This window comes from Yersinia kristensenii, assembly GCF_900460525.1.
Taxonomy (GTDB): Bacteria; Pseudomonadota; Gammaproteobacteria; order Enterobacterales; family Enterobacteriaceae; genus Yersinia; species Yersinia kristensenii.
This window is the reverse complement of record NZ_UHIY01000001.1, coordinates 2732839-2751454: the sequence shown is the minus strand read 5'-3', so window position 1 is coordinate 2751454 and position 18616 is coordinate 2732839. Positions and strand designations below refer to the sequence as shown.

Genomic DNA, 18616 nt, shown 5'->3' with positions numbered 1-18616 from the left:
CGCCTCTCCTAGAGGAACATCAGGAAATACAGTAAAAATACGTTAACAATCAAGAGAGTGACCCCGGTTGGGATCTGGGCTTTGATCACCGCATTTTTATCTGGCAGTTCCAATAATGCAGCAGGAACAATATTAAAGTTGGCCGCCATTGGCGTCATCAGAGTACCGCAATACCCCGAAAACATCCCGATAGCCGCCATCACTGCGGGGTTACCGCCATGCTGCAACACTAAAATGGGGATACCAATACCGGCGGTGACAATAGGGAAAGCCGCAAAAGCATTACCCATGATCATGGTTAACACCGCCATGCCAATAGCATAGACTGCCACGGCAATAAAGCGATGATCTACCGCCAGATATTCCTGTGTCAGATGGGCAATTGCCGTGCCGACACCGGCGGTGGTAAACAACAGGCCGAGTGTCGCCAGAATCTGCGGCAAGATAAATGCCCAGCCAATGGAATCCAGCAAACGCCGCGCTTCCTGCACTGGCTGAGCAGCCGTTTCGCGGGTCAGGAACACGGCAATCAGCAAGCCAAGCACACAGCCAACTGTCATCGAGAATAAGGTCACCAAGGTGGCGTGGTTGCCGCTACCAAATAGCCACAGGTCCAAAGCCGGAATATAATTAAACAGCAGCACGCCGATAACCGTCACCACGGGGATAGTCAGTGCCGGAAGAAACAGCCGGTTGCCGAGGCGCTTGGCACTTACTTCCCGTTCTTGCTCGGTGCGCTGGTGATAACTGCCCAGTTTTACCCCGCCGAAACCGGCAATCAGCGCCATGATGATGACCACCACGCCGACCGTGATATTCAGCACCCGCTTCTCATCTGGGCCCTCGCCCGCCAAGGTATTTGCCAGGCGGTAAGTCCAATCCCCGACCAAGAAAATCAGCCCGTATAGCCCCCAAAAAAGCCCTGTTGTTATACGGCGCGGGTTGGCTTTATCGCGAAACGACATCACTGCGACTATCAGTAATACCGCGCCAGCCAGCCAATATAGATATTGTTGTTGGAAAATCATTGGCTGTCTCCCTTGGTTGCCAGGGCAGACTGATTCAGCGCGGTTAATTCAGCGGCGAGATGTTTATCTAAACGTTGTAAGCGGTAGGCATGAATCAAGAAGGCACAAATCGCCGTCGGGATCCCCCACAGGGCGATATGCAGCGGCTCGGTTTGAATGCCACCGGACTCCAACATAAAATTATGCATAAAAATGATGGCACCAAAGGCGACAAAAATATCTTCACCAAAGAACAGCCCCACGTTATCTGTCGCCGCTGACATGGCGCGCAGCCGATAACGTACTTTTTCCGGCAACTCGCCATAACGAGTTTTTGCCGCACCTTCCGCCATCGGGGCCAATAGCGGCCGCACCATTTGTGCATGACCACCGAGGCTGGTTAGCCCCAGCGCTGCTGTGCCTTCGCGCACAAACAGATACACAATCAATAAGCGGCCAGAAGTGGCGCTTTTAATTTGCGAAATCCACGCCTGCGCCCGCTCTTTCAAGCCATGGCGTTCCAATAAGCCAATAACAGCCAACGGCAGTAACAGAATCAAGGGCAGATTGCGGGTGTTCAGAAACCCTTCGCCCAGTTTTTCCAAAATAGTGGCTATTGGCATCAATGCTGCCACGCCCGTGATGATCCCGGCGCTTATCACTACCAAGACCGCGTTTATGCGCAGTAAAAATCCAATTACAATTGCCGCGATCCCTATCAGCGGCCAAAGGTTTACTGTTTGTTCCAAGATGACGCTCCTGTCATGATATTGAAAATGTTATAGATTTACATCTATGATGCTATTGCATCCGCGCTTGGTACTGATGATTTTTTATGATCAGAATGGGGTTTTAATACCCTTTATTGCGCGGTGATAATGATATTTTCCTGCTGGAAACTGTCACGCAAGCGACGGGCGAAATTCAATGCATGAGCACCATCACCATGCACACAAACTGTATCCGCCTGCACCGGTACCCAACGGCCATCACGCGCCTGTACCTGATGACGTTGCACCATGGCTAAGGTTTGTGACAAAGCCAAATCGTCACTTTCGATGAGCGCATCAGGCTGACTACGCGGCACTAAGGTACCATCGCCTTGATAGCGGCGATCGGCAAACACCTCTTGTCGGGTCACTAAGCCCGCTCGCTCACCGGCGCGGATGAGTTCACTCCCCGCTAGCCCCACCAACCGCAATGACGGGTCGACGGCCTTAACCGCCTGAGCAATCGCATCCGCCAACCGCGAGTCCAGTGCCGCCTGGTTATACAACATGCCGTGTGGTTTCACATGTTGCATAACGCCCCCTTCGGCTTTCACGATGGCAGCCAGTGCCCCCAGTTGGTAAAGCACTTGGGCGTAGACGGTCTCGGGCGGTAACTGCATGGCGGTGCGACCAAAGTTCTCACGATCCGGGAAGCTCGGGTGTGCGCCAATAGCCACCCCATACTCCATAGCCCAGCGCACTGATTGGCGCATGGTCTGCGCGTCACCCGCATGAAAACCACAGGCGATATTGGCGGAACTGACTAATTGTAACAGTGCCTGATCATTGGCACAGCCCTCACCTAAATCTGCATTTAAATCAACCTTCATTTGGCCTCCGTGCATTTAGCCTCCACAGTCTCAAAACCTTGCTGTAAGCCCCATTCAATCTGCTGTAGATAATGGCGTTGTTCTGACTTGGCACGCAGTGCCTCTTCGACGCTACACTGGACAAAATGCACTGACTCTCCGAGCCTAAGTTGCGCCAAATGGTAGAGATCTGCTTCAATCACGCAGGCAATACGCGGATAACCGCCAGTCGTTTGTGCATCCGCCATCAACACAATAGGCTGGCCGTTATGCGGCACTTGCACCACACCGGGCAATAAACCGTGCGATAACATCTCGCGTGAAGTGGTGCGAGTTAACTCACGCCCTGTCAGGCGATATCCCATCCGGTTACTTTGCGGGCTGAGTTGCCAAGCCTCGCGCCAGAAAGCGCCCTGCGCAACATCGTCAAATTCATGATATTCCGGCCCCGGTACCGCGCGCACACGGTTACCAAATAACATTTGTTTTATACCAACAGATTCACGCGGTAAACGAGTCGGCTGGCCCAACGGCAGGTTGTCACCCTCTTTAATCAACCGCCCCTGATGACCACCAAAGCCCGCTTTCAAATCTGTACTGCGCGACCCCAGCATTTCCGGCACGGCAATACCGCCAGAAATCGCCAGATAACTGCGCATACCACGGTGCGGCACACTGAGTTTTAACTGTTGGCCTGGCTTGACCGGATAACGCCAGCCCGTCCACAGCAGTTGGTCACCCAACATCGCCTCACAGCCCGCGCCAGTGACCGCAATCCAGCCCGGTTGGGTAAATTCAGCAGTAAATTGGCCCAATGTAATTTCCAACCCGGCAGCATCGGCATCATTCCCCACCAGCATATTCGCCATGCTCAGTGCCGGTAAGTCGAGCGCCCCGCCCTGACTGATACCTAAACGACGAAAACCACCGCGGCCACTGTCTTGCACCGTGGTATAAATACCTGCACGAATTATCTTCAGCATACGCCCTCCTTTAAAGGCAGGAAGCGCACATTGTCACCAGGCCGCAACAGGGTTGGCGGCATTTCTAGCGGATTAAACAACGCCAATGATGTGCGGCCAATAAGCTGCCAGCCACCCGGAGTGGCCAGCGGATAAATACCGGTTTGGCTCCCGCCAATCCCAACAGAACCCGTAGGAACCACCAGCCGTGGCTCAGCGCGCCGTGGTGTTGCCAGCTGTTCTGGCATTCCCCCCAGATATGAAAAGCCCGGTTGGAACCCAAGAAAATAGACGATATAGCTCGCCCCCGCATGGCACTCAACCACCTGACGCTCCGTCATGCCGGTATGACGCGCCACTTCAGCCAGATCTGGCCCTGCTTCACCGCCATAAATAACCGGGATAGTGACATCGCGCGATTCAGGGACTAATGACTCACTCTCTTCCCACCAGCGTTGCAGCCGTTCAATGGCATCCAGCGCGGTATGCTGTGGATCTGTCAGCAATAAAGTTAGGTTATTCATTCCGGGGATAGCTTCAAGAACATCGGGATGATGAATCAGGCGATCAGCTAGCCCCCAAATCCGTTGCTGGCTTGTTAATGTGACCGGCGGTTCTAACTCCAGAACCACCGCACTTTCTCCCAGTAAATAGCATCGAGCTCGTTGCACTCCCGTCCCCTATAGCTTTTGTTTTTATATAAATAATCGTTATAAGTTTATATTTATGCGTTAGCGCCTAGCCGCTGTCAATAGAACTAAATTAACCTATAGCTGTGAACAATCACTAAACTGGGTGAAAAGACCCATATTAATCACTGTAACTGCTTATTTTTAAGGTTTTTTAACAATGATAGCGATAACTGTGCGATTTTTTCTTATTTAAAATCAGAGGGAAGCACCGAGATATTCTTAAAAATTGCAGATTTATCGCTCAACGGCAGCCAGATGAGGATTTCAAATAGCTGAGCGGCCGATAAACCTTTTATTATGTAGGGTTTATTACTGTGTGGTGGAGGGAATATCAACGGTAACTTATGCACCGAGGCTTATCGCCGGTGCATAAGTTACCGTATTAGGTCAGGCGGGGTTAGGAATATCAATAAAGATAACATCAAGTTGATAGTGGGTTGCGAGCCATTCACCTAGCGCTTTAATGCCATAGCGCTCAGTTGCATGGTGCCCAGCCGCATAAAAATTCACCCCCATCTCACGGGCGATATGAATGGTTTGCTCAGAAACCTCGCCAGTTATAAATGCATCGACACCAAATTCAGCGGCTTGCTGAATATATCCTTGCCCGCCCCCGCTACACCAGGCAATGCGGCGCACATCCGCTGGCGCGTGCTCACCACAATGTAACACTGGGCGCTCCAATAACTTTTCCAACCGCTCACGTAAAATGACTGCATTTAGCGGCGCATCGAATTCACCATACGGCAGCAGAGACTCAATTTCTCCCTGCACCTGAATCCCCAGCAATTTCGCCAGTTGCGCGTTATTGCCTAATTCAGGATGCGCATCCAGCGGCAAGTGATAGCCATACAGATTGATGTCATTGGTGAGTAATGTTTTCAATCGGTTACGTTTCATTCCCCGCACCACTGCCGGTTCATTTTTCCAGAAATAACCGTGATGCACCAAAATGGCATCCGCCTGCTGCGCCACCGCCGCGTCCAGCAGCGCCTGGCTGGCTGTGACACCGGTGACAATGCGCCGGACTTCCTCGCGCCCCTCGACCTGCAAACCGTTGGGTGCATAGTCTTGAAAAGCCGAGATATTCAGCTGATTATTAAGTAGAGTTTCGAGTTCGGTATTACGCATTTCATCAGCCTTATCAATAGATACTATGAATCAATATTATTGAGATATATACCCAAAGTCATTGGAGTTGCAGGTAGGCAGCAAGCGAGCAAGTCCCGATGAGCTTACTCGAGTAAGTGATTCGGGTTTGTGAACGTAGCTAACACCCCTGCGGCTTCAAGTACGAAGGGAATATTTAGAATTTCCGGCTATCGCCTTGATCCATCAGGATAAACTTAACCCCCATATCATTACCTTGCGTAAGCTCAGCCGCAATCACTTTACGCACATCCTGGCCCTGTTTGAATGAGGGTTTAATATGGCTAATCACCACCGGCAAACCTTTTAAGGGCTGCCCTTCGCCGCTGTATTTCTCAAGATTCTTCAATTCCTTCAGCAGCCACTTGGGTGTCATGTGGCCATACAATTTGCCATCATCCATTTCATTCGGGTATGAAACTTCAATAATCATCCCTTTCAACTGCTGCTTTTGGACCTTTTCAGCCAATTTACGCCACACTGTATCCAGGTTCTTCGACTTTTCTATCTCATCCGGGCCAGTATCGCCAAAATAGGCAAAAGCTGCATTGTTACCGGTGATAAGCAACATTGAAGAAGGCGATTTATCATGGCTTAAGGGGTACATCTCGCCGGTTAAACGGGTCAGCCCCAAACTTAATGATTGGGCCGGGCGCACCAGTTGCATGCGGTAAGTCCCCAAACGAGTGCCACTGCCACTGTCGGTAAAATTGGGCCAGACACGCCAGTTAAAATAGTAGTTCCGCAATACATCAATAGTATCGGCTGATGCATAAATAGTTTTTTTGCTGTCTTCCGGCGAACCAATAATCAGGCCAGATACATGGTCAAGATGGGCATGGCTAATGAAATAGCTGTTGATGCTTTGGCGAAAGACATAACCCTGCCGAGTGAGCGGAGCGGCCTTTTCAGCCGTCACATCAGAAAAGTTACCTTTATCCAGTGCCTTAGCTATCCCCGGCAGCACCGAACCGGCATCCAGCGCTAAATACACCGGCTGGCTATCATCACGAATCAGGTAAGAAGTCAGATTGCCATCACTGACACCGCCATCGACCCCAAGTGCTACCACTTCAAACCCTGCCGCCGCCAAGGTGCTATAGAAGCTAAAAGAGAAAACTAATCCGGCATTAAGCAGCCGGTTACGGCGCTTATTACTGCTGACTTGACGAACAGTTGCTACCGATTGAGTCGAAATATAGGTCAAAAACATGAAGGCTCCTGGTGATTAGGGATCCTTGCTGCCATCCCGCTTAGCGGCTTCAAATGCCGCGAGTGTAGCCAATCTGGCCTGCTTATGGTCCACCAGCGGTGGTGGGTAATCCAAAGGTTGCTGCTGCCGCTCGGCCCAACGCCATGGTTGATGGATATCGCTGTCGGGTACTGCCGCCAATTCAGGTAACCACCGACGAATAAAAACGCCATCTTTATCAAAGCGCTCTCCCTGCGTGGTGGGATTAAAGATGCGAAAATAGGGTGCGGCATCCGTCCCGGTTGATGCTGCCCACTGCCAGCCGCCATTATTAGCGGCCAAATCACCGTCTAATAATTGCGACATAAAATAGCGTTCGCCGTGCCGCCAGTCGATCAGCAAGTCTTTGACCAGAAAACTGGCGCTAATCATCCGCAATCGGTTATGCATCCAGCCAGTTTCATTGAGCTGCCGCATTGCTGCGTCGACAATAGGATAACCTGTTCGCCCCTGCTGCCAGGCGATTAATTGCTGTTCTGAGTGATTCCATATTACTGCATCAGTCCAGCTAATAAAGGGATGATGCTGGCATAACCGGGGATAAGCTACCAGTAAATGACGATAAAATTCACGCCAGATCAATTCATTAAGCCAAATAAAGGCCCCGCCCTCGACATTTTCCAACAAATCCGGACATTCGGCTCGCAGGCGATTAACACATTGACGGGGTGAAAGAATACCCAGTGCCAAATAAGGTGACAAGCAACTGGTGCCCGCGATCGCGGGGAAATCGCGTTGCTGCTGATAGTCCTGAGCATCCTCGCGACAAAAACGGCGCAAACGCTGTAGCGCCGCCTCTTCCCCCGCCGGAAATAGCTGATTGTCGACCGGCTGTTGCGGATAATCAAACGGTGCCAAGGGCTGCGAGGGAGTCACAGCTGCGGTGGTGCGGGCTTTCGGGGCCGGAACACTGCGGCAATCACTCATCATTAACCGCTGGATAAATGCACGGCGAAACGGAGTGAAAACTTTATACATTTCATTATTACCGGTCAGGACAGTGCCCGGTGGCAATAACACGCTGTCATGAAAGCCGTGACAGGCGATAGCGCGCTGACTCAATTGTGCCATCAATGCTTCATCGCGGACACGTTCATTCAGCTCATACTGTTGGTTATAAAACAGCGCATCCACTGGCTGCTGCTGACAAAAATCATTCAGCCAGGTAATCGAATCTTTAAAATCATCACACTGATGATAGTGCAGCGGGATTCCTCTTTCGGCGAGCGCACTCTGCAACAGTTGCAGATTTTGCAGCAAGAATGCCGCCTGTCGCGGTGCCATATCGTGCGCCGCCCATTGTGCTGGTGTGGCGATAAACACCGCCATCACAATGGCTTGAGGATCCTGACACGCCGCATGTAGCGCCAGATTATCCGTTAGGCGTAAATCATTACGGAACCAAACAAGATGCGTAGCCATGCTTTAACCTTGCGCTGAATAAAACGTAAAATAGTGCTGCCCAGCCAGATAATCATTTGGAAATTCAACCATATAATCCATTATCTGCGCAATAGGCGCGCTGATAGGCCATTCGCCTAACCGATATTGCTCAATAAGCTGTGCCAAAGCCTGACGCTGCGCTGAGGTGAGATAAGGCCGAAAATAGCCCTGCACATGCATCAGCACATTGGTGTGATTAGCCACTGTTGGAGAATGGGACAATAAATGCAGTAAACGCTGGCGATACTCAGCAGTAAATTCACTCAGTGATGGCCATTTATCCATTGCCGCAATAAAAGGCCCAATTTCACGGTATTCCGGTTGTGAATGCGCTAATAACACTAATTTATATCGGCTATGAAATTTCATTAATTTGCCACGGGTGATACCCGCCGCACAGAGTGCATCAAGTTCATCGCGCGCATGGCAATATACAATACTCGGTGTTACCTGTTGGTTTTGCAGCATCTGCTTGTTTTCCGGCATCTGACTATTTTGCGGCATTTTATTCTCCATCAGCTTTGGCTGTGTTGAACAATTTATTTCATCATAACAGCTGTAGCCAAAGAACCAGGGTATTGGTTGATCTCTTTATATAAAAGCACTCAGTGTTCGCAATAAAAAAATGCCACTCAGTATTAGCTGAATGGCATCACGAAATCTTATCTACAACGCGCTATCGATAGGCTTTATCGCTACGCCGCACACAGAGTAGTGTTAGCCCACAGCCCAGCTATTTTCTGTTGTATTTGAGTATCCATTTGCCCAATAAAGCTGGATTTTCCATCAGATACAGGGAAGTTGTTCATATTCTGAACCAAGCCATCAATGGCGGAATCTGTCAGGACCTCATAGCCATGAGGTGAGCCATTGACTCCCTTATCACTCACCACAATCGCGGCGCGTTTACCATTAAAGTAATCATTAAAGGTCACTGAACCCACTCGCTCAAAATCACCTTGTGCCGAATCATCAGCAATTGGCCGTCTGACTAAAATGGTCAAATCATAACCACTTCGCTGGAGCCACAGGTCACGCCAACTGACATTATTCATCAGAATTTTATCTTCGCGACTGATATCAGTAACCGTACAATCAATCACCGCTGTGCTGACGACAAAGCTATCAACCCCATCAAGGCCGCTAAATTTGTTCTGATAGCCGCCGAGTTCAAACATGTCATCACCCTCGCCGCCCAAAAAATCACTGAATTTTGAAATAACGTCGGCAATCAGATGGTCATTCCCATCACCGCCCATAATGACGCTCGAGTAACCCATCAATTTTATCGTATCGCTACCTTGATTTCCTGACACGCTATTTTCATTACCAAATACGACACCGTAATCATTGCCTTCCCCTAACTCTGCAACATTATTATTGCCCATAAGAACAACGTAATCCTGACCTTGCTCACCATCAGTGCGATTATAATGACCGGCGACGACGGCATAATCGTCCCCATCCCCCATGTTGACAGTTCCAGTCTCACCAAAGATAAATGCTTTATCATTACCGGCACCCAAGTTGGCATGATTTATCCGCCCAGCAAGAACAGCAGTATCATCACCTGCCCCGCCAAACATTGTATTTTCACGGCCCATCAAGACGCCAGTATCATCGCCCTGACCACCAGTGAAAACGTTGGAAATCCCCATGCCATAGAATGCATCGTCTCCCTGCCCACCCCAAAAGTTATTATTATCGCCAAGATAAGCACCTAAATCGTTACCATGCCCGCCCAGTGTGAAGTTGTAATTCCCCAATGACCAATTCAGGTCGCCATCCCCACGTAGAAAACCGCTATTACGCAAGAAATCGAACGTTTTCTCTTCCATATTAAGCAGATCTTGGGCCATATTCTGTTTCAGATTATTGACCCTATCCGCCATTTCAGTTTGCTTGTCTTTATTGAATAACGTAGCAAACAGGTTAGGTAAATTAAGAGAACTGAAACCAAATGCCTGATCTTTATTTTCTGGGGGCTGGGTAGTTCTGGACCCCGATGCATTAACAGCCGCGGTCTCATCTCCTTCATTTGGAGCCTTATCTTGCAAACCATGAGTTTGGGCGAAAGAGGTAATCGCATTTTCACCCATATTTAAATTCGCTTTTAAGCCATTCAGTAATTTCTGCGGATCACTCAGTGCATTAAGCTTTTCACCACCAAATTCGGCCACAACCTCTATCATTTCTTTTAATATTTTTTCTCCATCGATATCTTCGCCGGTACGGGAAACAATATTACCCGCAGCATCATAATCAACACCAAAAACATCACCTAACGTCATATCACTTTCGATTAATGATAATTTATTAATTAACTGATTTTTAATCTGCCTTGGCATATCATCAATACTATAAGTCATGGTGGTTTTGACTCTACCCGACCGGGTAACCTGCTGGGTACTGATAGCAAACAACGAACCCAAATTAATATCCATAATCGATTGAATATTATCGCCAAAAGTAAAGTTCCAGTTACTGTTGGTCACAATGATATCGGCCCCTTGACCACCGACTGCAATATTAAAGACCATAGTGTCATTTAACTTACGCAACTTATCTGCTTTAGTTGTTTTTACCTGATGGTTATTTTCTGTAGTAGATGGCTTTCCTAACCATTGGTTATATTTCTTATTCAATGTCGCATTAATATCACTTTTTAGGCCACGTGCACTACGAATAAGTTGAGAATCTATTTCAATCAAACTGTTATATTCCACATTACTGGTACTGTCCAATGCAGATAATTCGTTGAGATATTGTTTCGCACCAGAGAAGGTCCACTGCTGTGCTTGGGCCTGCAACCAATCACCGCCATACCCTTCAGTAGCAATATTCTCTAACGCAACACAAATTCGTGTCGCGCCATCAAATGGATTAACCAATGGTGGGGATAGCACGGTTTTTTCTGTCATAAATATCAAGTCATTACTGTGACCATAATTAAAACTAATATTGCGAGACCCCATAAATGCTTGTACGCCTTCAAAGGCCTGATAACCGCCAATATTAACGCTGTGTTTACTCATACCATCACCAATATGAATCATGATATTATTATCACCAAACACTAAGGTTTTAAATCCACCATGACCGACTTTTATACCCAGATTTGAGGTACCCCAATTGATTGAGGTAAATTCATCATCACCAATCTGAATATTTATATTACCTGCGTAACTTACCGCCTGATTATTATCAGTAGATGGGGCTACAGTATCAATCCTTTGTTTCCTTTCTGGCGGGGAAAACTCTTCTGTATTACGGCCAATAGCGCCACTTGCGGGTGAATCAATATTCTTAGTACCAACGCGATTAATATCGATCTCAGCCAAGTGCACATTGTTATTGACTTTTTCTGTAATACTTTCTATTTCCCCCTCATTGTTCAGCCGTAATATGACTTTATCACTGCCCACTTTGTGTTTTAAGTTGCCATCATCATCCAGTGTATTTTTACGCCCTTGCTCATTAACAAGGACTCGAGTATTTCGTGCTGCAACATCAGTTTTAATGCCTTGGTTGCCTAATTCCGTAATAAATTGTCGGGCAAAACCTTGCTGTCTGTTTTTATCTACCAGTGAACATCCCACCAGGCTAATATAGTTTGGCGTGCTTTTGATATGATAATCATTATCGAGTTCGTCTTTAAAACGTCTAATTCTTGTGGCTAATTCTGTAGGGTTTTCATTGGATAAGGTTTGATTATCTTGACCATTACTGCCATCACGCCCATGCCCAACTAACTGCCAACGGATATTGCCATGCAATGAAGTCGGATCACCCGATACCACTCGGTACTGCCCATTTGAATCAAGCTGAACCAAAATAGAGCCTGGGTGTTTAGCTGCTAAATTAGCCGCCGCTTCAGCTGCAATAGGGTCGTTTTCTAATTGAACAATAATTTGACCATTATATTGAGAAAAACTCCATGAGCTGCTCGACTTAACAGTAGCGACCTCCCAATTATCAACCGATTGGCGAGTATTTCTTTTAGTACTTGTGTCATTCAATGTTGCTGGGAATATTATTCGTGGAGAGCCAGTTGTATTATTTCTAGGATAAATAGTACGTTGAGTTGGATCATCAGCACTGACAGTGAGCCTGTTGTTTGCATCAACTTGCAGTATTGGAAGCTTCATTTGGTGGCTAATACCGGAAACGGGCGATTCTATACCAATGTGTGACTTTAAATGAGCCTCACCATAGATAACAACAAATTTTTCGTTTGCAGGTATCTGTTTTAATATATCTACTGCAATATTATTCGCAGATCCCGCTCTATACATTAAACTATGGTTACCACTACCTTTCGAGGTACTATTATCATCCAAGAAAATAATTTTTACTTTATTTTCAAATGCTGTAGTGACAATATTTTTAACTCCCTTTGCCGTTAGGAAAGTGTTTAAATCAGGTGAGATAACACCAGTTCTATAATAATCATCAATTAGTGGTTGAATATGGTCTCTACGCAAATGTTCCAGACCAATAGTTGTTACCCCATGACGCTTAAGTTCAGATATTTGCTCAATAATAAAACGTCGTCCTTCCTCTTGTGAACCATGAGTTTCACCAATAAGTAACCCTTGATTACCTCTTAGTAATACCGAAAGCTGGCCATCAACATCACCGTATTGGTTAAGTTCTCTATTTATCCTATCCCTACTAATACCTGAATATTTGGAATCCCAAGATGCAAAGTCTATTTTATTATTGCGCTGGTAAATCGATTCAATTTGATCCAAGCGCGAAAGTTGTAATTGCTTTAAGAATTTTTTATCTGCACAGTTATCTAGCCAGTTAAGCTCTTTCGAACGATCAGTACTATTATTCCTGCCAGCGACCTCATTAAGTATATAACTGAAAAATTGGCTATTTTCGGATCCGCGCGCTCTAAAAGATGCCATTTCTTCATAGGTATAACCTATAGTAAATGATCGAGTTGATTCATTAATATAAACTTGTCTCAGCTCTCCATTTGATTGAGCTTGCAATAATTTTGTTTTGCATTCGTCAAATTGATCTCCTGTTGCAATATGATAGGTTGGGTCAAAATTAAGTAAATTTCTATCTGGTATTTTGCCTTCAAACCCTTTCAATAGGGTCAGATAACCATCTTCGCTAATCCAAACATGCATCATATTTGTTAAACCAACATGACTACCTTGCGATTCACGAGCAGCAACTTCATACAATCTGGCAGCCATCTCTGGTTGCGTCTTCGAAAGGCGTAGTATTGCATTTTTGGCTGGTTGCATTTTAGAATTAAACAAGGATTTATCTATCTTTTCACCTAAAGTCAGAAATGCTTTATTACGCCCTGAAGATGGATGTTCATTGATATATCTTTCAATTTCACTTTTCAATATAAATATATTTTTAATTCTTTCAGAATTCGACGTTGAATTAATAAGATCGATTATGTTCAATATTTTTTTATAAGAGTAACCTATCGGTTTACCCATCACTGAAGCTTGTTTTTTTAATTCATCTTTGGAAATAATTACATTTGATTCAATTTCTACTGGTGGATTGTTTTTTCCTGTTTTTTTCACTATATCCAATATGTTATAACCAAAATTATCTTCTCGTAATTTATTAGATAATATCTTCACCTCCTTTATTTTTGACTGACCTGTAGTAAGACCCTCTACCGACGAAACATCAGATATTATATTGGTAATTCTCCCATCAGCCGGAGCCAAAGGCAGTCTATCAGGAATGAAACTTTCATCAGGAGAAATAGCAGCGTCAGAGACCTCTTTAACATCTGTGTTGTAGGCGTTTTGGTTTCGATTCAGACCACTGCCCTCAGCCTCCCGCCTATTTTTTGGTGTATCGCCCTCACTACGTTGAACACTTTTAGCCTCTCTTGCCGCAGCATCCGCCTCGTTATTAGCGTCCTTAAGATGGCCCTCACCACGGCTTTTAGCGGTAACGACATCTTCTTGAGCCTTTCTATTTGCTTTATTAGCTTTTATTTTCTGCTGTTTAGCCTCTGTTTTTCTTTTCGCTACTTCTAACTCAGCAGTGGCTTTTGCGGCATCTGCTTTATTTTTATCCTGCTCACCTTTTGCCAATGCAGACTCAGACTGAGCAACCGCGTCATTCATCGCTGATTGATGCTTATTAACGTTAGATTGAGACGTATCTAAACTTTCATTTGCAGTTTTTATTGATTCATCAAGTTTATCGTTTATATCTTTTAACAAACCTCCAGCAAATTGTTGTCGGTAATCCTCTCCCGTTTCTGTATTTTCATCAGCAGAAATATTATTAATACTCTGAGCTATTTTTTGTTTCTCAGTTAATAACTCATTTGCCTGCTGTTCCATTTGTTGCTGGTAATCTGCAGCAGTGGCTGCTAAAACCGCTTTATCAATACCCTCTATCTGCGACTGGATAACAGATGCATTTTCAGTCTGCTTATCCTTATATCGCTGGAACTGTTCAGCATCGTCCTCTGCCCGAGCCTTATCTCCACCCACTTTTTCCTCAATTTCAAAATGAGTTTTAGAGTGCTGAACATCGTCTTTTATTGACGTATTATCAGAACCACCTAATGCCTTTGATGCATTATTTTTTGTACTTTCTAAGTTGGGTGCATCTATATTATTAATATTATTACTTTTAGCACTAAAATCAGAAGGTGCGCTCTCTGAATCAAACTTTCCACTGACCCCAGTCTCATTTAAGTTGAAACCATTAAGATTATTGACCTCTGGTAAATTAAAACCACCATGGCCATTACGGAATCCCGTCGTCTGCCCTTCATTACCATTAACCAAATAGTCAATCCCCTGGCTACCTGCCCGCCCCAGCAGATTTTGCTTTATGTTACCAAACAATGCTGATAATTTATTGCTCCGTGTATTACTGGATGCTACAGATAAATTATAATAATCTCCATTCCCCACTTTGACAGAGACATTATTCCGTCCATAGGTTGCTACAACAGATAAACCATCACCAACATTAATATTAGCATTGGCTTTACCTTTCATCACTGCAACATTTAATCCATCGCCAACTTTGGTATTAATATTATACTTACCCCAAGCGACATTAACTGAAGTACCATCACCTACTTTAGTATTGATATTGGTATCACCATACACAACGGTAACGTTTAATCCATCACCAACATCTGTCGTGACATTAATTTTCCCTTTAGCAATTGTTATTGCATTACCATCGCCGACTGTAGTAACGATATTATTATTTGCCCATAATACATTGTAAGCATCTCCATCACCCACTTTCGTCACAATGTTATTATTAGCCTTAGCCACAACCACATTCCTGCCGCTACCAACAGCAGTGATAATATTCTGCTTACCCCATGCAAAAGTATAGTTATCAATATCCCCTATAGCACTAACAATATTAGCATCACCTTTTGTTACAGTGACTTCCTGACCATTTCCCACCCGAGTAATAACATTACCTTTACCTTTGGAAAAATTATAACGATCCCCATCGCCAACCTGAGTAATAACATTCAGCTCCCCCCACACCGCATTGATGCCAGTACCATTACCTATTTTTGTAATGATATTTCCTTTCCCTTTAGCAATGCCAATGGTCATACCATTACCAATATGGGTCATAATATTGCCAGTTTGGGATATTAATAAACCAATAGTAGTATCATTACCCACTTTAGTGAGAATATTACCTTTTCCGTGTAATACAACCGCGGTTATTCCTGTTCCCACATGAGTGATAACATTCCCATCCGCTTTTGCCAAAATACCCATAAAACCATCGCCGACTTTGGTAATGATGTTCCCTTTAGCTAAGGCTATTCCGCCAGTAATACCGTTACCAATATGGGTCATGATATTCGCTTTGCCGACCATAATAGCGAGTGCAGTTCCATCGCCAACCTTGGTCATTACATTTAGCTTGCCAATGAAAACCCCAATACCTATAGATTCATTTTTATGATTATTTATCTGAGAATAAACATTTATATTTCCGACCATGACGGCAACAGTCAGCCCGGAACCTACCTTGGTAAATATATTTGCCTTACCGATCATTAACGCAAAGGTTTCTCCATGACCAACGTGGGTCATCACATTAGCAATACTGATCATCGCCGCTAATGTCATACCATCACCAACTTTAGTGAGAATATTACCCCCCTTGGCCAGCATTAAAGCAAATGTTTGGCCATTGCCTACTTGGGTTAGAATATTTCCTTTGGCAATCATTAACGCTAAAAGATCACCATCACCGACTTTAGTTATCACATTTCCTAAAGCAGCCATTAATACATAGGTATTACCATCCCCTATATGAGTCATAATATTACCGGCGGCAAGCATAGCCGCAATTGTGGTTCCATCACCTACTTTAGTATAGATATTTCCACCGCCGGCCATCACACCCAAAGTCTGGCCATCCCCCACATGAGTAAATATATTCCCTAAGCCAAACATAATACCGTTAGCGCTGCCATTGCCTACTTTGGTTAGAATATTACCGCCACCTAACATGATAGTATCGGTCTTCCCGCCACCAACATGGGTTAATACATTTAAACCGCCGGCCAGAATAGCTCGCATATCCCCGCGGCCTTTTTTAGTCACGATATTTGCCGCCGCTACAGCAATAACAGTTGTCCTGGCGTGGTTTTCATCATCGCTAATATGAGTGATGATATTCCCCAAGCCAAGAGCAACAATGGTCAAATCACCCTGACCCATGCTGGTTATTACATTACCCCCCCCACCCACGACAGAAAACAGTGACCCTTGTCCTTTTTTGGTTAGCACATTTAAGCCACCAGCAGAAATCCAGAAAGCCTCTCCATCGCCAATTTGAGTATGCGTATTTAATCCACCTAGCATCTTCACAATACTATTTCCATCACCACTGTGGACAGAAATATTACCCAAAGCGATCAGTGTGACATCATATTGACCATTACCTAGACGCACCATGACATTAACTGCACCACCAGCATTAACTTTCATGTCCCCTTTTTGACTTTTATGCACTAATACATTCGCCAGCCCAGCACCGTTAAATGTCAGGTTACCCTCGCCTCCACTCTTAACAATAATATTGGCTATTCCACCACCGGTAAAGTCGGTATTACCTTTAACTGCTGTATGGGTGATGATATTTGCTGCACCGCCACCTTTGAAAGTAACATTTCCACGAACAACATCAGACTCGATAACATTGGCAATACCTCCCCCTTCAAAGTTTATATCATCACTTGAGTTAATTAAGTTCATATTTGTGATATTTGATACTTTATTAGGTTCTAGTCTATTTAATTTTTTATCTACCATAACCTCTTTATTAATGCTATATGAAATACTGTCAATACTCGGTACATTGGCTATGTTCACAACGCGTCTATACCGACCAATATAACCAGAGCCAGTACGTTCTACTAATCCATCAGGAATTTTATTTATTGTATCGTTGGGCCTGGCAACCATCCCTTTTGATACCGAACGTTTATAAGGTATAATTTTCATTCCCTGACAGGGTGTCAATATCGTCTCACCGTCAATATTGACACGCGTATAAGCATCACTTATTACAATTTCATAAATATAATTTCTACTCACAAAATAATAAGCCCCTGGCTTACCTGTTGATTTAATTGCCGAGAGTGAGTTGCCATCTGAAAGCTTAATTGCATTTAATGTTAAATTATCCTTTTTTAAAACCAGTTCATCTTCATATTTCAACAGTATGCTGTCACCGCCAAGCCATTCTTTTGGCAGCTCAGATGAATACTCACTTTTTATCTTTGTTGCTTTAACATTATAATTAATATCAACCAAATCATTAAAATTAGAACCATTACCAGAAGTTCTACGCCAACGATTTGATATGCTATCAAACGAAAATATAGTTGTAGTTTTTTTAGTTTTTATATCTCCTGTTTTTTCATCCTGAAATAGGTACACTTTAGTAAAAGCTTTAGAATAATAACCATCATGGTAGTACCAGTGTTCATATAAATAGTAACCCTCCTTTTTTACAGCACTAACTTTATCTGTGCTAATACCAAGCGTTTCATTTTCAAAGCGAGCATCCCCTAAAACAATATCGTCTAATGCTAACTTGCCATTAGCACCATATCCTATTGATTTGCGAGTAATTTTATTATATGCACCTATAGCAAAAATATTCATGCTGCCACTGTTTCCAGTGTGGTTTATAATATTAGCACCAGCAACTACAGTGGCATCAATATCACCATCTCCCTCCTTAATGATATTCATTGCCCCTGCTGCACCTTTCACGGTTAACTTCCCCGTAGTATCTAAAACCTCCAGATATGCTGCTCCTCCTTTTATCGTATCATCACCGCTCCCAGCTTCGACTTTTGCAGCAATGGATCCGACAAAAATATCATCATCTCCGCCACGGGCATATATTATTCCACCAAGGCCGATCGCATCAATATCATTATTACTATCATCGCCATTATAAACACCGGTAAAAAAATACTCTGCACTTCGATTAGATGCTTTACTCATGGAATATCC

General features: G+C 44.8%; 10 protein-coding genes. All 10 read right to left on the bottom strand.

Annotated features, from left to right (window positions below):
- Positions 1-8: 8 nt before the first annotated feature.
- The 10 genes from DX162_RS12495 to rtxA all read right to left on the bottom strand — a co-directional run bounded on the left by DX162_RS12495 (position 9) and on the right by rtxA (position 18607).
- Entirely contained in the window at positions 9-1028 is a 1020-nt protein-coding gene (locus DX162_RS12495) for a DUF979 domain-containing protein (protein ID WP_032821150.1), read from the bottom strand.
- Positions 1025-1756 carry a DUF969 domain-containing protein gene (locus tag DX162_RS12490; RefSeq protein ID WP_032821151.1) on the bottom strand — a complete coding sequence of 244 codons (732 nt, stop codon included), beginning with the start codon at positions 1754-1756 and terminating at the stop codon, positions 1025-1027. The genes DX162_RS12495 and DX162_RS12490 overlap by 4 nt, the downstream gene beginning before the upstream one ends.
- 113 nt (positions 1757-1869) lie before the next feature.
- The gene (pxpA, locus tag DX162_RS12485; RefSeq protein ID WP_032821152.1) at positions 1870-2607 is read right to left on the bottom strand and encodes a 5-oxoprolinase subunit PxpA; all 738 of its coding nucleotides are present in this window, start codon (positions 2605-2607) and stop codon (positions 1870-1872) included.
- A complete protein-coding gene (pxpC, locus tag DX162_RS12480; protein WP_032821153.1) occupies positions 2604-3569 on the bottom strand; it encodes a 5-oxoprolinase subunit PxpC in 966 nt (321 codons plus the stop codon). The genes pxpA and pxpC overlap by 4 nt, the downstream gene beginning before the upstream one ends.
- A complete protein-coding gene (pxpB, locus tag DX162_RS12475; RefSeq protein ID WP_032821154.1) occupies positions 3563-4219 on the bottom strand; it encodes a 5-oxoprolinase subunit PxpB in 657 nt (218 codons plus the stop codon). The genes pxpC and pxpB overlap by 7 nt, the downstream gene beginning before the upstream one ends.
- A 408-nt stretch (positions 4220-4627) precedes the next feature.
- Complete coding sequence (locus tag DX162_RS12470) at positions 4628-5371, bottom strand: type 2 GTP cyclohydrolase I (RefSeq protein WP_004390547.1); 744 nt, start codon at positions 5369-5371, stop codon at positions 4628-4630.
- A gap of 175 nt (positions 5372-5546) precedes the next feature.
- The gene (locus DX162_RS12465) at positions 5547-6602 is read right to left on the bottom strand and encodes an MBL fold metallo-hydrolase (RefSeq protein ID WP_004390548.1); all 1056 of its coding nucleotides are present in this window, start codon (positions 6600-6602) and stop codon (positions 5547-5549) included.
- A gap of 15 nt (positions 6603-6617) precedes the next feature.
- Positions 6618-8063: a deoxyribodipyrimidine photo-lyase gene (phrB, locus tag DX162_RS12460; RefSeq protein WP_004390549.1), complete on the bottom strand. Its 1446-nt coding sequence runs from the start codon at positions 8061-8063 to the stop codon at positions 6618-6620.
- Positions 8064-8066: 3 nt separating this feature from the next.
- On the bottom strand, positions 8067-8552 hold the full coding sequence (locus DX162_RS12455) for a YbgA family protein (protein WP_050413803.1): 486 nt from the start codon (positions 8550-8552) through the stop codon (positions 8067-8069).
- Between the two features lie 227 nt (positions 8553-8779).
- The gene (rtxA, locus tag DX162_RS22585) at positions 8780-18607 is read right to left on the bottom strand and encodes an MARTX multifunctional-autoprocessing repeats-in-toxin holotoxin RtxA (RefSeq protein WP_004390551.1); all 9828 of its coding nucleotides are present in this window, start codon (positions 18605-18607) and stop codon (positions 8780-8782) included.
- Positions 18608-18616 lie beyond the last annotated feature (9 nt).